The sequence below is a fragment of the Sphingobium olei genome, from assembly GCF_042678845.1.
GTDB lineage: Bacteria > Pseudomonadota > Alphaproteobacteria > Sphingomonadales > Sphingomonadaceae > Sphingobium > Sphingobium olei.
The window spans coordinates 93,285-112,104 of the sequence record NZ_JBHTLS010000129.1 but is presented as its reverse complement, the minus strand read 5'-3'; the positions used below and the strand labels follow the sequence as shown (position 1 = coordinate 112,104).

The 18,820-nt window shown below is 65.8% G+C and carries 22 protein-coding genes; 8 read left to right on the top strand and 14 right to left on the bottom strand.

Annotated elements, in window-relative coordinates:
• Positions 1-74: 74 nt before the first annotated feature.
• Positions 75-1,175, bottom strand: coding sequence for an LPS export ABC transporter permease LptG (gene lptG, locus ACFQ24_RS14125; RefSeq protein ID WP_380912262.1), 1,101 nt, complete (start codon positions 1,173-1,175; stop codon positions 75-77).
• Between the two features lie 4 nt (positions 1,176-1,179).
• A complete protein-coding gene (gene lptF / locus ACFQ24_RS14120) occupies positions 1,180-2,394 on the bottom strand; it encodes an LPS export ABC transporter permease LptF (RefSeq protein WP_380912261.1) in 1,215 nt (404 codons plus the stop codon).
• A gap of 128 nt (positions 2,395-2,522) precedes the next feature.
• Here lptF and ACFQ24_RS14115 point away from each other — a divergent pair, with 128 nt between their 5' ends.
• Positions 2,523-3,017 (top strand): DUF2141 domain-containing protein, encoded by a 495-nt coding sequence (locus ACFQ24_RS14115; RefSeq protein WP_380912259.1) that lies wholly within the window; start codon positions 2,523-2,525, stop codon positions 3,015-3,017.
• 10 nt (positions 3,018-3,027) lie between these two features.
• On the top strand, positions 3,028-3,996 hold the full coding sequence (locus ACFQ24_RS14110; RefSeq protein WP_380912257.1) for a diacylglycerol/lipid kinase family protein: 969 nt from the start codon (positions 3,028-3,030) through the stop codon (positions 3,994-3,996).
• Positions 3,997-4,028: 32 nt separating this feature from the next.
• Here the strand turns inward: ACFQ24_RS14110 and ACFQ24_RS14105 are convergent, their stop codons facing one another.
• Both ACFQ24_RS14105 and ACFQ24_RS14100 read right to left on the bottom strand, forming a co-directional pair.
• Positions 4,029-4,322, bottom strand: a complete 294-nt coding sequence (locus ACFQ24_RS14105; RefSeq protein WP_380912255.1) for a putative quinol monooxygenase — start codon at positions 4,320-4,322, stop codon at positions 4,029-4,031.
• Between the two features lie 32 nt (positions 4,323-4,354).
• Positions 4,355-5,761, bottom strand: a complete 1,407-nt coding sequence (locus ACFQ24_RS14100) for an OprO/OprP family phosphate-selective porin (protein WP_380912253.1) — start codon at positions 5,759-5,761, stop codon at positions 4,355-4,357.
• Positions 5,762-5,904: 143 nt separating this feature from the next.
• On the opposite strand from ACFQ24_RS14100, the gene ACFQ24_RS14095 reads away from it, so the two are divergent.
• Together ACFQ24_RS14095 and ACFQ24_RS14090 are read left to right on the top strand one after the other, a co-directional pair.
• Positions 5,905-7,395, top strand: coding sequence for an ABC transporter substrate-binding protein (locus tag ACFQ24_RS14095; protein WP_380912251.1), 1,491 nt, complete (start codon positions 5,905-5,907; stop codon positions 7,393-7,395).
• Between the two features lie 21 nt (positions 7,396-7,416).
• Positions 7,417-7,839, top strand: a complete 423-nt coding sequence (locus tag ACFQ24_RS14090) for a DUF4112 domain-containing protein (protein WP_380912249.1) — start codon at positions 7,417-7,419, stop codon at positions 7,837-7,839.
• Here the strand turns inward: ACFQ24_RS14090 and ACFQ24_RS14085 are convergent.
• The 6 genes from ACFQ24_RS14085 to ACFQ24_RS14060 form a co-directional block, all read right to left on the bottom strand.
• A complete protein-coding gene (locus ACFQ24_RS14085; protein ID WP_380912247.1) occupies positions 7,836-8,543 on the bottom strand; it encodes a ribonuclease T2 family protein in 708 nt (235 codons plus the stop codon). The genes ACFQ24_RS14090 and ACFQ24_RS14085 overlap by 4 nt on opposite strands.
• Entirely contained in the window at positions 8,536-9,384 is an 849-nt protein-coding gene (nadC, locus tag ACFQ24_RS14080) for a carboxylating nicotinate-nucleotide diphosphorylase (protein WP_380912245.1), read from the bottom strand. The genes ACFQ24_RS14085 and nadC overlap by 8 nt, the downstream gene beginning before the upstream one ends.
• Before the next feature lie 4 nt (positions 9,385-9,388).
• The gene (gene nadA, locus ACFQ24_RS14075; protein ID WP_380912243.1) at positions 9,389-10,387 is read right to left on the bottom strand and encodes a quinolinate synthase NadA; all 999 of its coding nucleotides are present in this window, start codon (positions 10,385-10,387) and stop codon (positions 9,389-9,391) included.
• A gap of 100 nt (positions 10,388-10,487) precedes the next feature.
• Positions 10,488-11,261 carry a hypothetical protein gene (locus tag ACFQ24_RS14070; RefSeq protein ID WP_380912241.1) on the bottom strand — a complete coding sequence of 258 codons (774 nt, stop codon included), beginning with the start codon at positions 11,259-11,261 and terminating at the stop codon, positions 10,488-10,490.
• An 80-nt stretch (positions 11,262-11,341) separates the two neighbouring features.
• The gene (locus ACFQ24_RS14065) at positions 11,342-12,052 is read right to left on the bottom strand and encodes a DUF4230 domain-containing protein (RefSeq protein WP_380912239.1); all 711 of its coding nucleotides are present in this window, start codon (positions 12,050-12,052) and stop codon (positions 11,342-11,344) included.
• Positions 12,037-12,915 carry an MBL fold metallo-hydrolase gene (locus ACFQ24_RS14060; protein WP_380912237.1) on the bottom strand — a complete coding sequence of 293 codons (879 nt, stop codon included), beginning with the start codon at positions 12,913-12,915 and terminating at the stop codon, positions 12,037-12,039. Before ACFQ24_RS14060 ends, ACFQ24_RS14065 begins: the two co-directional genes overlap by 16 nt.
• A gap of 230 nt (positions 12,916-13,145) precedes the next feature.
• Between ACFQ24_RS14060 and ACFQ24_RS14055 the strand changes: the two genes are divergently transcribed.
• The 3 genes from ACFQ24_RS14055 (at position 13,146) to ACFQ24_RS14045 (ending at position 14,692) form a co-directional block, all read left to right on the top strand.
• A complete protein-coding gene (locus ACFQ24_RS14055) occupies positions 13,146-13,361 on the top strand; it encodes a cold-shock protein (protein WP_066771467.1) in 216 nt (71 codons plus the stop codon).
• Positions 13,300-13,632, top strand: coding sequence for a hypothetical protein (locus ACFQ24_RS14050; protein ID WP_380912235.1), 333 nt, complete (start codon positions 13,300-13,302; stop codon positions 13,630-13,632). The genes ACFQ24_RS14055 and ACFQ24_RS14050 overlap by 62 nt, the downstream gene beginning before the upstream one ends.
• Before the next feature lie 160 nt (positions 13,633-13,792).
• Positions 13,793-14,692: a tyrosine recombinase XerC gene (locus ACFQ24_RS14045; RefSeq protein ID WP_380912233.1), complete on the top strand. Its 900-nt coding sequence runs from the start codon at positions 13,793-13,795 to the stop codon at positions 14,690-14,692.
• On the opposite strand, the gene ACFQ24_RS14040 is transcribed toward ACFQ24_RS14045, so the two are convergent.
• The 4 genes from ACFQ24_RS14040 to rsmI form a co-directional block, all read right to left on the bottom strand.
• Positions 14,693-15,310 carry a DedA family protein gene (locus ACFQ24_RS14040; protein WP_380912231.1) on the bottom strand — a complete coding sequence of 206 codons (618 nt, stop codon included), beginning with the start codon at positions 15,308-15,310 and terminating at the stop codon, positions 14,693-14,695.
• Positions 15,311-15,380: 70 nt separating this feature from the next.
• Positions 15,381-16,355 carry a glutathione synthase gene (gene gshB, locus ACFQ24_RS14035; RefSeq protein WP_380912229.1) on the bottom strand — a complete coding sequence of 325 codons (975 nt, stop codon included), beginning with the start codon at positions 16,353-16,355 and terminating at the stop codon, positions 15,381-15,383.
• 41 nt (positions 16,356-16,396) lie between these two features.
• Entirely contained in the window at positions 16,397-16,750 is a 354-nt protein-coding gene (locus tag ACFQ24_RS14030; protein WP_380912227.1) for a YraN family protein, read from the bottom strand.
• Positions 16,747-17,583, bottom strand: coding sequence for a 16S rRNA (cytidine(1402)-2'-O)-methyltransferase (gene rsmI, locus ACFQ24_RS14025; RefSeq protein WP_380912225.1), 837 nt, complete (start codon positions 17,581-17,583; stop codon positions 16,747-16,749). The genes ACFQ24_RS14030 and rsmI overlap by 4 nt, the downstream gene beginning before the upstream one ends.
• A gap of 11 nt (positions 17,584-17,594) precedes the next feature.
• Between rsmI and ACFQ24_RS14020 the strand changes: the two genes are divergently transcribed.
• Positions 17,595-18,800: a penicillin-binding protein activator gene (locus tag ACFQ24_RS14020; RefSeq protein WP_380912223.1), complete on the top strand. Its 1,206-nt coding sequence runs from the start codon at positions 17,595-17,597 to the stop codon at positions 18,798-18,800.
• The last annotated feature ends 20 nt before the right edge of the window (positions 18,801-18,820 follow it).

Here is an 18,820-nt window from a genome sequence, read left to right as displayed (position 1 = left end):
TCTGGGATCGGAACGCCCCCTGTGGAAGGCCCCGCGCGACGTCCCTTGGTCGCCGGGGTCTTCTTTTTTTGCGCTCACTCCTCGGTGCGGAACAGCACCGTCTCGCCCACCAGCAGGAACAGGAAGAAGGGCGCCCAAGCCGCCAGCACGGGGGGATAGGCGCCGAGGCTCCCCATCGCGAGCGAGAAATTGTCCGCCACGAAATAGGCAAAGCCCAGCGCCATGCCCATCACGGCGCGGACGAACAGCTGCCCGGACCGGGCCAGGCCGAACGCAGCCACCGATCCCAGGATCGGCATCAGCAACGCAGACAGCGGGCCTGATATTTTGTGCCAGAGACTGCCTTCCAGTTCGCCCGTCGGCCTACCCGCGTCGCGCAGGTCGCTGATCGCGGCCTGCAGTTCGCTGAAGGTCAGCGCATCGGGATCGACCCTCGCCAGGGTGAACTGATCGGGCCTGATGTCATGGCCGAAACGGACGGTGCCGATGTCGCGCCCAGTCCCGCGCGCCACGTCGAACTGTTGCGCCCTTTCCAGCACCCAGCTTTTGCTGGCAGCGTCATAATGGCCGCGTGGCGCCTGGATGATGGTGGTCAGCGCGTTGTTGACGCGATTGTAGATTTCGATCTTGCGAAGCTGGACATTCTGGCCGCGCCCGGCAACGATGGCGACGTTGACCAGATTGTTGCCGTCCCGCACCCACGGGTTGGACTTGATGCCGCTGTCCTGCGGGATCGGGCCGTAGTCCACAGCCTCCCACGCGCTCAGCGCCGCCGTGGACCGCGCCACGATCCGTTCGTTGAACGCGAAGCTGATGATCGACACGCCCAGCGCCGCCGCGATCAGCGGGGCCAATATCTGATGCGCGGACAGCCCCGCCGCCTTCATCGCGATGATCTCGCTATTCTGGTTCAGCGTCGCCAACATGACCAGCGTACCGAGCAGCACGGAGAAAGGCAGGAAGGTCGCGATGATCTGCGGCGTGCGCAGCCCGACATAATGCCAGAGCTGCGCGTCGCCATTGCCCGGATAGGCGAGGATGTCGCCGCTGTTGCCGAGCAGGTCCAGTGTCTGGAGCACCACCACCAGCAGCATCAGCACGGCGAAGGTGCGGGTCAGGAACAGCCGCGCCATGTACCAGCTCATCTGGCGTGAGGGGAAGAAGCTCAGGTTCATGAGGTCAGGCCGCTCCTTCCGCGGCTGCAGGGCTGCGTCTCCGCCCGAATTTCAGCAGGCGCACGATCTGCTTGCCCAGTTTGCCGAACGCATATTCCAGCGCCGCGGTCGGTTGCCCGCCGGGGCGGTGAGCGATCACATGATACATCCACAGCACCAGCGCCGACGCGACGACGAACGGTCCCCACAGCGCGATGATAGGATCGATCTTGCCCAACGCTCCGACGCTTTCGCCATATTGGTTGATCTTGTGATAGGTGACGATGAACACGATCGACAGGAAAACGCCAAGCGCGGAGGTCGAACGCTTGGGCGGTATGGCGAAGGCGAGCGCAGCGAGCGGCAGCAGGAACATGAACACCACCTCCACCATGCGGAAGTGGAAATTGGCGCGTACCTCGTCCTTCAGCTTGTCGGGCGTGTCGGCATTGTGGCCGATCACCACCAGTTCCGGAATCGTCTTTTCCCGGTCGTTGTCACGGCCACGGAACCGCTCGATCTGCGGCAGGTCGATCGGCAGGTCATGGCTCGAGAAGGACAGGATGCGCGGCGTCTTATATTTGGGGCCGTCATTCACCAGCACGCCATTGCGCAAACGGAAGATGATCGTGTCGGGATCGTCCGTCGCCAGGAACGTGCCCTGCTCCGCCGTCACCGCGACAGACTGGCCGTTGCGGCTGACCGCGCGCACGAAAATCCCCTGAAGGTTGCGGCCTTCGTCCCGGCTGCGTTCGATGCGCAGGGTCATGCGCTTGCCCAGCGTCGTGAACTCGCCCACCTTGATCGACGCGCCCAGCGCGCCCGACCGCAGCTCGAACCGCAACGCCTCATAGGCATGGCGGGACAGCGGCTGGACGAAGCCGACGATGCCGAAATTCAGGAGCGCCAGCGCGATGGCATACATGTAGGGGACGCGCAGCAGCCGCCCGTAGGACAGCCCCACCGCCCGCATCACATCCAGTTCAGAAGACAGCGCCAGCTTGCGGAAGGCGAGCAGGATACCCAGCATCAGGCCGATGGGTATGCCGAGCGAGAGATATTCGGGCAGCATGCTGGCCAGCATCCGCCACACGACGCTGACCGGCCCGCCTTCCGCCGCCACGAAATCGAACAGGCTCAGCATCTTGTCGAGCACCAGCAGCATCGCCGATATGACCAGCGTGGCGAACATCGGCACCGCGATGAGGCGGGCAAGATAGCGGTCGGTGGCGGTCAGCATTCTCTAAGTCGTCGTCCCATCACCATGATTTGGCCGCAAACCGATCCCATATGGCAGGGGAGCAATTGCGGGGCGAACAGGGGCTTGGCCTCCGGTCCATGCCGGTGGCTATAGCTTCCAGGAGTCTGATGGTCATGTTGAAAGTTGCAATGGGTTTCATGTCGGCGGTCGCGCTGGTCGCTTCCGTGCCGGCGATGGCTCATGGGCAGGAAATCCCGAACGATATGGATCGCTGCGGTCCCCAGGCGAAGGGGCCGGCGGTGCTGGTCGACGTGCGCGGCTTTGCCGCCGCGACCGGCAAGGTGCGGATCCAATCCTATCCGGCCACCCGCGCTGCCTGGCTGGCGAAGGGGGAATGGCTCAACCGAATCGAAACGAGCGTACGCCCGACCGATGGCGCGATGCGCTTCTGCATGCCGGTGCCCCAGCCAGGCCGCTATGGCATCGCCGTGCGGCATGACCGCGACGGCAATGGCAAGACCGACATTTCGCGCGATGGCGGTGGATTTTCCAACAATCCGTCGATCAGCATCTTCAACCTGGGCAAGCCGGGGGTCGAAAAGGCCGCCTTCTATGCCGGACCCGGCGTGACGAAAATCACGATCAATCTCAAATATATGTGATCGAACCCAGATGGTCAGCGTCGCGCTCTTGTCCAATCCCAAGTCCACGGGCAACCGGCAGACGCTTCCGCGCGTGCGCAGCTATTGCGCCAACCATCCCGACATCTTCCATTATGAGGTGGAGCATGTCGACCAGATCGGCCGGGCGTTCCAGACGATCGCCCGCGTCGATCCCGCCGTCATCGTCATCAACGGCGGCGACGGCACGGTGCAGGCGTCATTGACCGAACTCTACCAAGGTGAGCATTTCCATGGCCGGGTGCCGCCGATCGCGGTGCTGCCCAATGGCAAGACGAACCTGATCGCACTCGACCTCGGCATCCATGGCGACCCGATCAAGGCGCTGGAGAAGATATTGGAGATCGCCAAGTCGGGCGTCGAAGATCATGTCGTCGCCCGCGAACTCATCGCCCTGTCGGACGGTCAGGCGGAAAGCCGGCCGGTGCTGGGCATGTTCCTGGGCGGCGCTGGCCTTGCCGATACGATGCTCTATTGCCGCAACCAGATCTATCCGCTCGGCCTCTCCAACGGCCTCAGCCATTTCATCACCGCGCTTGCCGTGGTCTTCTCGCTGTTGTTCGGCATCCGGGCGCGCTTCCTGCCGCCCTCCAGCAAGCCGGTGCGCATCTCGCTGATCCGCGACGGACAACTGGCCGGGCGCTTTTCGGTGCTGATCGTGACCACGCTGGAAAAGCTGCTGCTGGGCGTGCAGCCGGGCGGCAGCCGGCGCGGCAACATGAAGCTGATGGCGGTGGACCAGAGCCTGCCCGCGCTGCTGCGCCTCGTCTGGGCCAGCCTGTTTCGCCGCGTCGGCAAGGCGCGGATGCAGGGTATCCACCTGGAGCAGGGCGACATGATCCGGATCGAGGGGGAGCGCAGCAGCGTCATCCTCGACGGCGAACTGTTCGAAGCGACGGAGGGCAAGCCCATCGTCCTGCGCTCGACTGAACCGGTGCCCTTCCTGCGGCTCGCGGCCTGACGGGCGGCTGCCGCTTCCCTCCCGCCTGGCGGTCAAAGCGGGCGTGAATCGCCGACATCGTAGAGGCGCAGGTTCCGGTCGCCTATACCAAGGTCGGTCCATGCTCCATGCCATTCCGCCATGTGCGACGCCGCGAAATGGCGGTCGATTGCGTCCTGATCGACCCATCGTTCCGTGACGTGGATCAGGCCGGGATCGAACAAATCCTGAGCATATACATATTCCACACAGCCTTCTTCGGCGCGGCTGGCCTCCACCATGCGTGTCATCGCGGGGCGAGCCGCATCCATTTTGGCGGCGGGCAGGCGGAAGGTTCCAAGGATCATCAGCATGGTGCCAGACTAAAAGCGATTACCCCTCAGAAGTCCAGTTCCGCGCGCCAGCCGAGCACATCCACGCTATAATCGCGCCGCCCGCCTGCGGTGATCGCCGCGTCGGTATAGGCCAGATGCGCGTAGTTGAGGTTGAACCGTACATATTCGATCGGCGTCCACACCAGCGCCGCGATCACGCCATTCTGCGTTCCGCCCACGATCCCCTTGTCGTTGAGGCTGAGATAATCGTAGCGGACCGTCGCCTGCAACGCGCCCCATCCGCCGGAACCCACAGGGCTGTCCGGCTTCACCACGCCGAAAATGCCGTTTTTGTAACCGCGGCTTTCGCCGGTGAACACATAGCCGACCTCGCCATAGCCGCCGAAAAAGGTCGGATCGGACAGGCCCGGCCGCACCGCGCGCAGCCAGTGCGCCTCGCCCACCCACCAGAGCGGCCCGCGCTCGCCGGCGAACTCCAGACCGTAGCTCGTTTCGCGTTCGGCCAGGATGGGCGGCGTCGACAGGAACCGGCTGTTGGCGCTGTGCAGATAGGCACGCTGGCGATAGCGCTGCGGCGCCTCGCCCAGCCGCTGCAGGTCGCGCCAATGACCCGACGCGGCAAAATGCAGCTGCGTCTCTCCCAGCTTGGGCGCGAGCACGACCCGGCCGTCGACGCTGAAGCTGTTATTCTCGTCCCCGCCATTCGCGCCGTCGCTGGCGTTGGTCAGCGAATCGGCGCTGTCCGAAAAGACGCCCGCCTGCGCCAGCAGGATGCCGGATCGATATTGCGCCGACAGGCCCAGCCGCCGCTCGAAACCGAATGCGTCGGTAAATGCCGCCCGCTCCATCACCGCGCCGCCGGTGTCGCTTATCAGTTCGTCGAGCGACTGGAAGCTGTTGTGATTGCCCAGCGTCACCAGCCATGGCCCCTTCTCGTAAGTTATGAAGGTATCGACCAGTTCCACGCTGTTGTCCGACAGCTCCAGTTCCAGCTTATAGCCAAAGCCCGCTCCAAGTTTGCCTTCTCCGCCCAGCCGCAGCCGGCGCAGTTCGTTGGAATAGCCCTTCGCCCGGTCATTGACCCCGGCCGGCGTCATCAGCAGGCCCGCATCATATTGGATGCGGCCCTTCACATGGAAACTGGCGTCGCCGCGCGTGAAGACCGGCCCGCCCTTCCAGCCGATCGATGTGGACTGCTCGGCCTTCGGGGAGCTTGCCGCGGCGACCGCCATCGGCGTCGTTGCAGCCGGCGGCATCGGCGCTGCGGTCGGCGTTGTCGTGCCGGCGCCGTTCAGCCGCGCCTCCAGCCGGTCCACCTGTGCCTTCAGGGCCGCGATCTGCGCGCGCATCGCCGCGGCTTCCGTCGCGTCGATCGTCTGCGCCATGGCCGAAGCCGGAAGGATGGCGAGCGCCAACGCGGTGCCTTTGGCCAGTCGTGAACGGAGCGTCATCTGCTTTCCCTTTGCTGCTCCGCGCCGCCAATATGAATCTTTAGTTACGCCTAAGCGTCTTTTATATGTCTATTTTGTTACAACGCGCTGGATGCGATCGACGGTTGGCGCGCGCGCGATCGCGGGCTAATCCTGACGCTGGAATGACCATTTCCTCTCTTCTCCGCGTCCCACGCCGCCTGACAAGGATCGGGGCGCTGATCGCGCTTCTGGTGGGCGGCTGCTCGGACGAGGGGCGCGGGCCGGTCGCCGTCAGCGTGATCGGCGATCGTGACGACCTCGCGCGCCCCCTCCAGAATCTGCCCGATCCCGCCGCCAAGCTGATGCTGGAAGCGACGGCGCAGGGCCTCGTCGCGTTCGACGCCAGCGGCGACATCCTGCCCGCACTCGCCCAGCGCTGGATCGTGGAGGATGACGGGCGCAGCTACATCTTTCGCCTGCGCCGCGCCTTCTGGGCGGACGGAACCCGCGTCACGGCGCCGGATGTCGCGCGGATGCTGATGGCGCGGATCGTAATGCTGCGGCGGCTCGATCCCAACGGGCCGTTCGACGCGGTCGAGGCCGTGGTCCCGATGACGGGCGAAGTGGTGGAGGTCCGGCTCGCGGCTTCCCGCCCCTATGTGCTGCAGATGCTGGCCCAGCCGCAAATGGCGCTGCTGTCGCGCGAAGGCGGCACTGGCCCCTATCGTCCCGTCACGCAGGGCAACCGCCTGGTCCTGACGCCGGTCGACCGCAGCAGCGGCGACGATGGCGGCAACGACCAGCCGGTGCCCGAATGGCAGACCCGTCTGCTGCGCGCGGAAAGGCCGGCGCTCGCCATCATCCGCTTCCGCGAAGGCGACGCCGCGCTGGTGCTGGGCGGCCGCTATTCCGACCTTCCTTTCCTGGTCCCGGCTGGCATCGACCGCGACGATGTGCGGGTCGATCCGGTACGCGGTCTTCTGGGGCTCGCGATCACCGGCTCGGGCAAGCTGCTGGACGACGACAATGTGCGCGCGGCGATCAACATGGCGATCGACCGCAGCCAGTTGCCCGCCGTATTCCCTCTGGGCGGCTGGGCCACCAGCGAGCGCATCCTGCCCGACCAGATGGACCTTCCGCGCCCGCCGACCGATCCGGCCTGGTCCGCCCTCCCGCTGGAGGACCGGCAGGCGCAGGCGCGCGCCAGTATCACCCGCTGGCGCGCGGACAATGGCGATCCGCCGCCGCTCCGCATCGCGCTCCCGCAAGGCCCCGGATCGACCCTGCTCTTCGGCCTGCTGGCGCGCGACCTGGGCATGATTGGCCTTACCATCGAGCGAGTAAGCATGCGGGCAGCGGCGGACCTGAGGCTGGTGGACGAAGTCGCCGCCTATGACAGCGTCGTCTGGTATCTCGGGCGGGTCGGCTGCGCGCGAAAGGTGCATTGCAGCGATCTTGCCGACGCTCAGCTTCAGGCGGCCAGCCTCGCCAGCAACGCGGGCGAGCGCATGGCGCGCATCGCCGAGGCGGAGGCGCTGATGGTGGCGCATAATGGCTATATCCCGCTGGGCGCGCCGGTGCGCTGGTCGCTTGTGTCCAAGCGCCTCAGCGGCTTTCAGCCTTCCCCGCGTGCGCGGCACCCATTGAACCATCTCTTCCGCAGCACCAACTAACTGTCTCAAGGAGACAGATGGATGGCGATTTCGCAGGATCAGTTCGACCGCATCGTGCGCGACATGCCGGGCTTCGGCCGCGATCCCGCTTCGGTGCGCCGCCGGATCGAGGCGATGGAGCAGATGCTGGAGGGGCTGTTCGTCATTCCCGGCACCACGCGGCGCGTCGGGCTCGACAGCCTCGTTGGCCTCGTCCCCGTTGTCGGCGATATCGCGACAGCGGCCATGGGCGCGTGGATCGTATGGGAAGCCCGCAACCTCGGCATGTCGAAATGGCAGATCACCCGCATGGCCGCCAATGTCGGCTTCGACACGCTGATCGGCGCCATCCCGTTCGCGGGTGACGCCTTCGACTTCTTCTTCAAGTCGAACAGCAAGAATCTGCGCATCATCCGCAAGCATCTCGACCGCCACCATCCTTCGACGGTGACGATCGACGCCTAGCCCTTCGGCACGATCCGTATGCGGGTGGCGTCGTTGACCCCGCCCTGATGCGCCGGGCAGCGACTGTAGCGCAGCTTGCGGTCCATGCAGACCCACACTTCGCTCAGCGTCCCTTCGCGCGAGACGTTGAGGCGCATCATGTCGGCGCTCATGCCCTTGTTCGCAGCCGCGAAGGCCGTGGCGAACTCGCGCGCGGACAGCGTCGGCCGCGCCGCCAGTTCCTGCATGTCGGGGTAACGTAGCGCCTGATACAGCTTGCGCGACAAGGCGAGGAATTTGGTCGGCGTCGTCGGCAGGCAGGTGCCGTGCTTCACCCATTCATGCTGGATGAGCTGGACGGACGGCACGGCGCACAGATGATCGCGCACCACCTTGCGCGGCAGCACCGGAGCGGGCTTGCAATATTGCGGCCAGTCCTTGCCATAGCCGTCGGGCCAGAGGCCGTGCAGCGTGAAGCCGAAAACATTGCCCGACCGGCACTGGAAATCATCCTTCGCCCCGCCCTTCGACCGCGCGCAATAGTCGGGCGACCAGCTGACCGCGAGCGTATAGCTGCCGATGGGCAGGACGCGCTTGGGCTCCTGCTCGGTCGGTCCTTCCACCACGGGCCGGGGGATGACGCCCGGCAGACGGCACTGGCCCGCCTGCGCCAGGGCGGCGTTCGGCGCCGCCTGCGCCAGCACGGGCAGCAAGATCTTAAGCATAGGCGAAATCCAGTCCGATGTCAGCGGCGGGCGCCGATTGGGTGAGGCGTCCGACGCTGATATAGGTCACGCCCGTTTCCGCCTTCGCGCGGATCGTCTCCAGCGTCACGCCGCCCGAAGCCTCGGTCGGCACGCGTCCGCCGACCAGCGTCACCGCGCCGCGCAAAGCCGGTGCGTCCATATTGTCGAGCAGCAGGTGGGTGGCTCCGGCGGCGAGCGCGGGTTCGATCTGGTCGATCCGGTCGACCTCGACGATGATCCGCTCCACCCCGGCGGCAACGGCGCGGCGCACCGCTTCCTCGACGGAGCCCGCGACCGCGACATGATTGTCCTTGATCATCGCCGCGTCCCACAGGCCCATGCGATGGTTGGTCGCCCCGCCCATACGCGTCGCATATTTCTCCAGTATGCGGAGTCCGGGGATGGTCTTGCGCGTGTCCAGCAGGGTCGCGCCCGTTCCCAGAATCGCGTCTACATAGGCGCGGGTCATGGTGGCGATGCCCGTCAGATGCTGCACCGTGTTGAGCGCCGACCGCTCCGCCGTCAGCATTGCCCGCGCCCGGCCACGGATGCGCATCAGGTCGGTCCCCGCCTCCACCCTCTCGCCGTCCCGATGCAACTGCTCGATCTCCACCTGCGGATCGAGTGCGCGAAAAAAGGCGATGGCGATCGGCAAGCCCGCCAGCGTCACTGCGTCGCGGCTGTCCATCACCCCTTCGAACATCGCGTCGGCGGGAATCACCGCCTCGCTGGTCACGTCCCGGCCATCCGGGCCAAGATCTTCGGCGAGCGTAGCGGCGACGAAGGCGTCGATGTCGAACCCGGAAAGCGTGAACGTCACCGGATCAGGTCCGCGCGCCAACGTCGCCCTGTCCCACAGTTCCGCTCGCCATTTCCAGCATCCGGTCGAGGCTCTTCTTCGCCTGCAACCGCAGCCCTTCTTCCATTTCGATCCGCGGCTGCAGGTCGCGCAAGGCGAGATACAGCTTCTCCATCGTGTTGAGCGCCATATAGGGGCAGATATTGCAGTTGCAGTTGCCGTCCGCGCCGGGCGCGCCGATGAACTGCTTGTGCGGCACGCTTTTACGCATCTGGTGGATGATGTGCGGTTCGGTCGCGACGATCAGCGTGTCGCCCGGCATCGTCTTGGCGAAGTCCAGGATGCCGCTGGTCGACCCGACATAATCGGCATGATCGACGATATAGGGCGGACATTCGGGATGCGCTGCCACGGGCGCGCCGGGATGCTGCGCCTTCAGCTTCAGCAGCTCGGTCTCACTGAACGCCTCATGGACGATGCACACGCCCGGCCACAACAGCATGTCGCGATCGAACTTGCGCTTCAAATATCCGCCCAGATGCTTGTCGGGGCCGAAGATGATCTTCTGGTCCTTTGGGATTTGCGCGAGGATCTTTTCCGCCGAAGAGGACGTGACGATGATGTCACTGAGCGCCTTCACTTCGGCCGAGCAGTTGATGTAGCTCAAGGCGATATGATCGGGATGCGCCTCGCGGAACGCCTTGAACTGCGCGGGCGGGCAGCTGTCCTCAAGGCTGCAGCCCGCGTCCATGTCCGGCAGCACCACGATCTTTTCGGGCGACAATATCTTTGCCGTCTCCGCCATGAAGCGCACGCCGCAAAAGGCGATGACGTCCGCGTCCGTTTCCGCCGCCTTGCGCGACAGCTCCAGGGAGTCGCCCACGAAATCGGACAGATCCTGAATCTCGGGCGTCTGATAATAATGGCCCAGGATCACGGCGTTGCGCTCCTTGCGCAGCCGGTCGATCTCCGCGCGCAGGTCCAACCCCTGCAACGATCCGCCTATGCCGCCGCGTGCGTCCACCCTGTCGTCTCCGTCTCGCTTCTTGTGATCGCGCAGATAGGCCGGAGCGCTCCCAGGATCAAGGAGACACGATCAAGGAGACACGATCAAGGACGCAGGATCAAGGCTGTTGGGGCCAATAGCCATGGAGCGGCCGCGCCGCACCCGGCGTCCCGCCAGTCACGGCGTCACCGATGGCCCTGCCCACCGGACTGAAGGCAATGCCTTCCGCGGCCAGCTGGCCGCCGACCAGCAGGCCCAGGCCCCATTTATAGGCGGGATGGACGCGGCCAATCCGGCGCTTGTCACGGCGCATCCCGGCAAGGATGAACAGGGACGGAAAGATCACCGCCGCAGTCCACCAGGCGACCGGCATCAGCAGCGGCATCGGTAGCAGCCGGCCGAACCCCGGCCCGGTGATCGACGCCATGGCGCAGAACATCAGCCGATTGTGCCAGTCCGTGCTCCGGCGCAGGCTGATCGCCCAGAAAACGATGCCGGCGAAGGTCAGTATCCCAACCGGATTGCCGATCAGGAATTCGTCGCGGGCGAAGAAGAAGGGGCCGCCACTGGCCCGGATGGAAAAGAGGGTGATCGCCGTGCCCAGCCCCACCATCGCCGGCACCCACGCCAGCGCCAACCAGCCCAGCCGCTTGTGCAGCGCTCTCGATCCCGTCGCGGCGAGGCCAGTCTGCAACAGGTACAGCACCACCCAGCCGAAGAAGGTCACGGCATGGACATGAAAGAGGATCGGCGAATTGAAACTGGAGCGATGGAAGAGGATGTTGGTCGAAAATCCTGCCACCAGCACCAGCGCCATGATGCAGGCACTGGTGAAGAAGAAACGATGTTCCCGGTTAAAGGCGACTTCCGCCGCCGATGCCTGCGTCGCCATGATGTCCCCCGCGCGCTTTCCTGCTGGGTGGACGGATATCATCGTTGGCGGTGCAGCGTCAATTTGACGCCACCCTCTGCCTATTTATGCTTTTCCAGCACTTCGTTGATCGGCGTCGTCACGTCCCATCGCTCGCGATTATCCCCGCGCCGCTCGGGCGGAAAAGTCACCAGCACGCGCGCGTCGCCATAGCCCATGGCACCCAGCGGCGCGGCCATGATCTTCGCCACGGCGGCGCGACCATATTCGCGCGCCTGCGCCATGCGTTCGGGCGAGGTGGCGGACGCCTGCGCCCGCGCCTGCGCATGAGCGGACGCGCGCCGGCTCAGTTCCTCGCCCGCCTGGCGGGTGACGAACACCCCGTTGGTGCGCACCAGCGTCCGCCGGCTTTCATCGACATTGGGCTTGCCCGGCTTCACATCCGGCGCGTTGACGATCAGCGTCTGCGTTTGCGCATTCCATTCCAGATCGCGTGCCGTCAGGCCCGACAGATCGACGAAATAGTCGACCGAATAGGGCATTTTCACCACCTGATCCGATTTCAGCAGGCCGAAACCGCGTACATCCTGCGCCGTGCTCTGGATCGTTCCGCTGAGTTGCGACACGCGCAGGCTGCTCGTACCGCCGATCTTCTCGGCAATGATCTTCGTCACCGCCGACCCGTCATCCTCGACGCTCACCACATAGTCGCGATTGTAGCGCTGCCACCCGACCAGCATCGCCCCGCCTATGCTAAGGATCAGCAGCGCCGCCAGGATCGGCCCGGCATAGCGTTTCAGCGCATCCGCCATTGCCCGTCCCCGGCGGTCGTGACCACACCCCGGCCATTGAGGTCGATGAGGTGTGCCAACACCGACCGGCCGGCCGCGCCATGCAGGCGGGGATCGACGCCCTTGTACATCTCCGCGACCATGTCGGGGATCGCGCCTTCGCCGTTCCGCTCCAGGAAGCGCAAAATCTGGCCCTCGCGCTGCTTGCGATGGCCCATCATGCCGCGGACCAGCCGCTGCGGATTGTCGATCGGATCGCCATGGGCGGGATAGTAGATCGCATCCTCCCTATCCAACAGCCGCTGCATCGACGCCATATAGTCGGTCATGTCGCCGTCGGGCGGCGATATCACGCTGGTCGACCAGCCCATCACATGATCGCCGGTGAACAGCGCCCGCTCCTGCCGCAATGCGAAGCAGAGATGATTGGACGTATGGCCCGGCGTCGCCACCGCCTCCAGCGTCCAGCCCGACCCGGCCACCGTTTCCCCGTCGCCCAGCACGCGATCTGGACGATAATCAGCGTCGAAGGCGGCATCGGCGCGCGGGCCGTCATCCTCCAGCGTCAACGGCGCGCAACCCACGACCGGCGCACCCGTGGCCTTGCTCAAGGAACGTGCGGCGGGACTATGGTCGCGATGGGTGTGGGTGCAGAGGATCGCGACCACCCGCCGCCCGGCTATGGCAGCACTTAGCGCCGCCAGATGATCCGCATCGTCCGGGCCGGGATCGATGACGGCCAGATCGTCCGTCCCCACCAGATAGGTCTGCGTGCCGGTGTAGGTGAAGGGCGACGGGTTCGGGGCCAGCACGCGATGAACGAGGGGAGAGAGCGACGTCAGGATGCCGGTCGGCAGATCGGCCGGATCGAAGGGTGTTGCCATGCGTCCCATGTGCCCATTTGGCCGCGAAATTCAAGATGAAGGGTTAGCAGTGGCAGGCCGTGGCGCAGCGCTTTTGCTATTCTGCGCCGCCTGTGCTACATAATGCGGGCTATAGTCGCAAATCGACGGTCTTCGGCGCTTTGCTGCTCCCTCTTCCTTCTTTCCCTGCCCCTTTAGCGAACCGGCGCGTCCACACGGGATGCGTCGCGCAGAAAGAAAGGACGCTCATCATGAGCAGCATTACCGGCACCGTCAAATTCTTCAACGCGGACAAGGGCTATGGATTCATCGCCCCCGACAATGGCGGCTCCGACGCCTTCGTGCATATCAGCGCGGTGGAACGCGCCGGCCTCGCCACCCTGCGGGAAAAGGACCGCGTGTCCTATGACCTGGAACAGGACAAGCGCGGCAAGATGGCGGCCGTCAACATCGCCCACGCCGAATAATCGCGCTGGCGGCCGGCTTTGCAGCCGGTCGCCCTCGCCCACCCTATCGGCACAGGAGGCCACGCTGGCTAATCCCGACTACCGGGCGCTCGCCGCCCAGGCCCATAGCGACGCGGAATCCGCGACGCTCGACAATGTGCGCGACCGTTTCCTCCGCGCGGAATCCGCCTGGCTGACGATGGCGCGGCGGCAGGACGCGACCGACGCCGCCCGCGCCCGCCGTGACGCGGAAACGCACGCCCGCAATCCCACCGTCCCCGAAGAGGGCTGATCCGCTTCGCCCTGTCCTAGTAGCGCCCGGCTTGCTAGGCTCCGGCCCATGCTCGCCCGCGACCCCTCGTCCTTCCGCCTGTGTGCCTTTCGCACCAATATTTCCTACCGGCGCATCAAAAAGTCGATTTCTACGAGAAATATGCGAAGTTAAGCGCACGATGTCCTACAATGCCCCCGCCCTAATCGAACGCTGGCGCGCGCATCTGGCGCTGGACCGGCGGCGATCGACCCACACGGTCCGCGCCTATGTCGCGACAGCGGAGCGGCTGATCGCCTTTCTCGAAGAGCATCGCGGCGAACCCATGACCGACGCGCTGCTCGCCACGCTCGACCAAGCCGATCTGCGCGCTTTCCTCACGCGCCGGCGGCTGGACGGGATCGGCAACCTGTCCGCCGCCCGCGAGCTTTCGGCCGTGCGCGGCTTCCTGAAATTCACAGGTGGCGAGGACGCCCGCGTTCCGCAGTTGAAGGGGCCACGCGTCAAGCGCGGCCTTCCCCGCCCCGTCTCGCCCGACGAAGCCGTCGCGCTGGCCGGGGACATTGCGGAAACCGCGCGCGAAGGGTGGATAGGCGCGCGCGATTGGGCGGTGCTGCTGCTGCTCTACGGCGCGGGCCTGCGCATTGGCGAGGCGATGGGCCTTACCGGCGAGGTGCTGCCGCTCGGCGACACACTGCGCGTCACGGGCAAGCGCAACAAGACGCGCATCGTGCCCCTGCTCCCGCAGGTGCGCGCAGCGGTCGAGGCCTATGTCGACCAATGTCCTTGGCCCACGGCCCGCGACGAACCGCTCTTCCGCGGCGCGCGGGGCGGCCCTTTGTCCCCCGCCCTCATCCGCCGCGCGGTGCAGGGTGCGCGCGGCCGCCTTGGCCTCTCCGAACGCACCACGCCTCATGCGCTCCGCCATAGCTTCGCCACGCATCTGCTGGCGCGCGGCGCGGACCTGCGCTCGCTCCAGGAACTGCTGGGCCATGCCAGCTTGTCCTCGACCCAGATCTATACGCAGGTCGACGCCGCGCACCTGCTCGACATCTACCGCAACGCCCATCCCCGCGCCTGATCAACGTTCAGGCTTGGCCTCGCCGCGCGGCTTCCATGTCGCCAGCCGCCACAGATAGAGAATCACTGCGGCAACGACGCAGATGGTCGCCGCCGGTCCCACATATCTGTCGATCTCGCTGAAATTACGACCCAACAAATAGCCGGCATAAGCCAGGACGATGTTCCAGATCAGCGCCCCTCCGGCCGTCCACAGCAAGAAGCGGAGATGCCCCATACGAAACAGCCCGGCGGGCAGCGAGATCATCGTCCGGAATGCCGGCAGAAATCGAAAGACGAACACGACGATCTGTCCATATTTGCCGAACAGCCGGTCCAGCGCCTGCACGTCCCGCCACTCCAGCGTCGCCCAGCGGCCGTAGCGCTCCACCAGTGGCTTCAACCGCTCGAAGCCCAGCAGATGCCCTACCAGATACCAGAAATAATTGCCGATGGTGGTCCCCACCGTCCCCGCGAGCAGCAGCCATTCCATCGCCATCCGCCCCTGGCCGACGCGAATGCCGCCGATCCCCATGATGAGTTCGGACGGAATGGGCGGAAAGACGTTTTCCAGCACCATCAGCAGCCCGATGCCCCAATAGCCGCCGGCGTCGATCAGGCGCAGCACCCAGTCGGTCATGCTTTATGGCTCACTGGCAGAAGGGAATGGAGGCGATCACGCGACAACAACGCGCAACCGCCCGCTCCGTTCAGTCGGCTGCCCGTTCCGCCAGCCGCGCATCGATCGCGTCCCAGATCATGCCGCCCGTGTCCGTCCCGTCGAAGGCGTCGATCGACACGATCCCGGTGGGCGACGTCACGTTGATCTCCGTCAGCCACTCGCCGCCGATCACGTCGATGCCCACGAACAGCAACCCGCGGCGCTTGAGTTCCGGTCCCAGCGCAGCGCAAATCTCGCGCTCCTTGTCGGTCAGCTCGGTCTTCGCTGCCGATCCGCCCACCGCCAGGTTGGACCGGATTTCCCCCTTGCCAGGGATGCGATTGACCGCACCCGCGACCTCCCCGTCCACCAGCACGATCCGCTTGTCGCCTTCCGCGACGCCCGGAATGAAGGCCTGCACCATGAAGGGTTCGACCCAGCTCGCCTTGAACAGTTCGACCAGCGAGGCCAGGTTGGCGCCATTGCGACCGACATGGAACACCGCCACGCCGCCATTGCCATAGAGCGGCTTCACCACGATCTCGCCATGCTGCTCCAGGAAGCTCCGCACTTGCGAGAGGTCGCGGGTGATCATCGTCGGCGGCATGAACCGGGCATAGTCCAGCACGAACAGCTTTTCGGGCGCGTTGCGTACGCTCGCCGGATCGTTCACCACCAGCGTCTCGGACTGCACCCGCTCCAGCAGATGGGTGGCCGTGATATAGCTGAGGTCGAAGGGCGGATCCTGCCGCATCAGCACCACGTCCACATCGCGGCCCAGGTCCAGCATCTCTTCCGGGCCGAAGGCAAAATGATCGCCTACCACCTTCTGCACCTTCACCGGACGCGCCTTTGCCAGCACGCGGCTGTCGCGGAAGGTGAGATCGGGCGCGAGATAATGGTACAGCCTGTGCCCCCGCGCCTGCCCCGCCAGCATGATGTGAAAGGTGGAATCGCCTGCGATCTTGATCCCTTCCATCGGGTCCATCTGCACAGCGACGGTCAGCGGGTTGAATGTGGTCATGCGCTCGGCATCCTTCCTTATCCGTTCCGGAAATGTTGGGATCACCCCCCATGCCAGACGTTCGCCAGATGGCGCGGCGGGCGGCCGGGTGCAAGGAGGATCACGTCAATCCGCATGTCATCACCCGCTTTAGCAAGGTCGTGCCAGAGGATTTCGGCCGCGGCGGCGACCCGCGCCAGCCGCCGCTCATCGATGGCGAGGTCAAGCTCCGCCGCGCTACCCCGCGCCTTCACCTCGACGAAAGCCAGCATCGTGCCCTTTCGCGCGACCAGATCGACCTCTCCGGCAGGTGTGCGCAGCCGCCGCCCCACGATCTGCCAGCCCTTGAGGCGCAACCACCAGGCGGCGATGCGTTCGGCCTGCCGCCCGCGCTTTTCCGCCGCCTGCTTCTTCATCCCTTCAGTTCCATCGCCCGGTCATACAGGGCGCGGCGATCGAGCCCGAGCTTCTTTGCCACCTCGCCGGCCGCCTTCGAAACCGGCAGCCGGGTCAGCGCCTCGCGCAGCGCCGCGTCGGCATCCTCGGCGCTGGCCGGCGGCGCGTCTCCTGGCGGGCCGACCGTCACCACGATCTCGCCCTTTGGCGGAGCGTCGGCATAGCGCGCCGACAGCTGCAACAGCGTCCCCGTCGCCGTTTCCTCGAACGCCTTGCTGATCTCCCGGCTGACGGCCGCATCCCGGTCGCCCAGATGCGCCGCCATGGCCGACAGGCTTTCCGACAAGCGCGGCCCGCTTTCGTAAAAGACCAGCGTGGCGCGCAGCGCGGCGACTTCGTCCAGCGCATCGCCGCGCGCCTTTGCCTTGGCCGGCAGGAATCCCATGAACAGGAAACGATCGGTAGGAAGCCCCGACAGCGTCAGCGCCGCGATCGCCGCGCTGGGGCCGGGCAGCGTCGTCACCCTGCGCCCTGCCGCCCTTGCATCGCGCACCAGCTTGTAGCCGGGATCGGAAATCAGCGGAGTGCCGGCATCCGAAAGCAGCGCGACCGATTCGCCCACCATTCGATCGATCAGGCGCTGGCGCACCGCTTCGGCACTATGGTCGTGATAAGGGACCATCGGCCGGTCCGACCCGGCATGGCGCAGCAGCCGCGCGCTGACCCGCGTATCTTCGACCGCCACCACGTCCGCCCGGCGCAATATGTCGGCCGCGCGGGGCGTCAGGTCTCCAAGGTTGCCGATCGGCCCCGCGACGATGTAAAGCCCCGGCTCAAGAGGTTCTATTTCCATAAGGACGCCAGATGACAGAGACGGATGCCCCCCGGCAAGCAGATGTGTTCGCTTGGGCGAAGCGAAGCGCGCGCATCGCCTTCGCCGCCAGCGCGCTGGCGCTCGCCGCCTGTCAGTCCATCGTGCCAAAGGGACAGGCGCCGACCGCCCCCACTGCGCCCACCCGACCCAGTGGCCCGGAGGTGGTGCAGGGCCTTCCGACCGACACGGCGCGGCATCGTGTCGCGCTGCTGGTGCCGACCACCGGCCCCAATGCGGGCGTGGGCCAGTCGATCGCCAACGCCACCACGCTGGCCCTGATGGATACCAAGACCGACAAGGTGCGCATCACCACCTACGACACCGCCACCGGCGCAGCCGCTGCCGCGTCGCGCGCGCTGGCCGACGGCAACCGCCTGATCCTCGGCCCGCTGCTGGCGGAAGATGCGCGGATCGTCGGACCGATCGCCGCGCGCGCCAATGTACCGGTCATCAGCTTCTCCAACGACGCCAGCATCGCGGGCGAAGGCGTCTATGCGATGGGCTATAATCCCGGCCAGTCGATCGAGCGGGTGGTCAGCTTCGCCCGGGAAAAAGGGTTGAGCCGCTTCGGCGCGCTGGTGCCGCGCGGCGTCTATGGCGAACGGTCGGGCAACGCCCTGCTGCGCGCCGTCGAGCAGGCCGGAGGAACGGTCGTGTCGTTGCAGACATTCGACCGCAGCCCTGCGTCCATCACCGCCGCGGTCAAGAAGTTGCAGGCATCCTCCAGCTACGACGCTCTGCTGATTGCCGACAGCGGTCGCGTGGCGATCCAGATCGCGCCTATCGTCCGGAAGAATGGCGGAGCAAGCGCGCGGTTGCTGGGCACCGAATTGTGGAATGCCGACACCTCGCTCGCGGCGAGCCCAGTGCTGCGCGGCGCATGGTTCGCCAGCGTGTCAGATGGTCTCTACCGGCAGCTCGCGACCAAATATCGCGCCCGCTACGGCACCGCGCCGTTCCGGTTGTCGTCGCTGGGCTATGATTCGGTGCTGCTGACGGTTCGGATCGCGCAGGACTGGCGGCCCGGAACCCCCTTCCCCGTCGCCCGACTGCGGGACGCGGGCGGCTTTTCCGGCATCGACGGGGCGTTCCGCTTCGGCCGCAGCGGCGTCGCGGAACGTGCGCTGGAAGTGAACGAAGTGGGCGCCGGCACCTTCAGCATCGTCGATCCCGCGCCGCGCGGCTTCGGCGAGTGAGTTAAGGCCGGGCAGGCTGA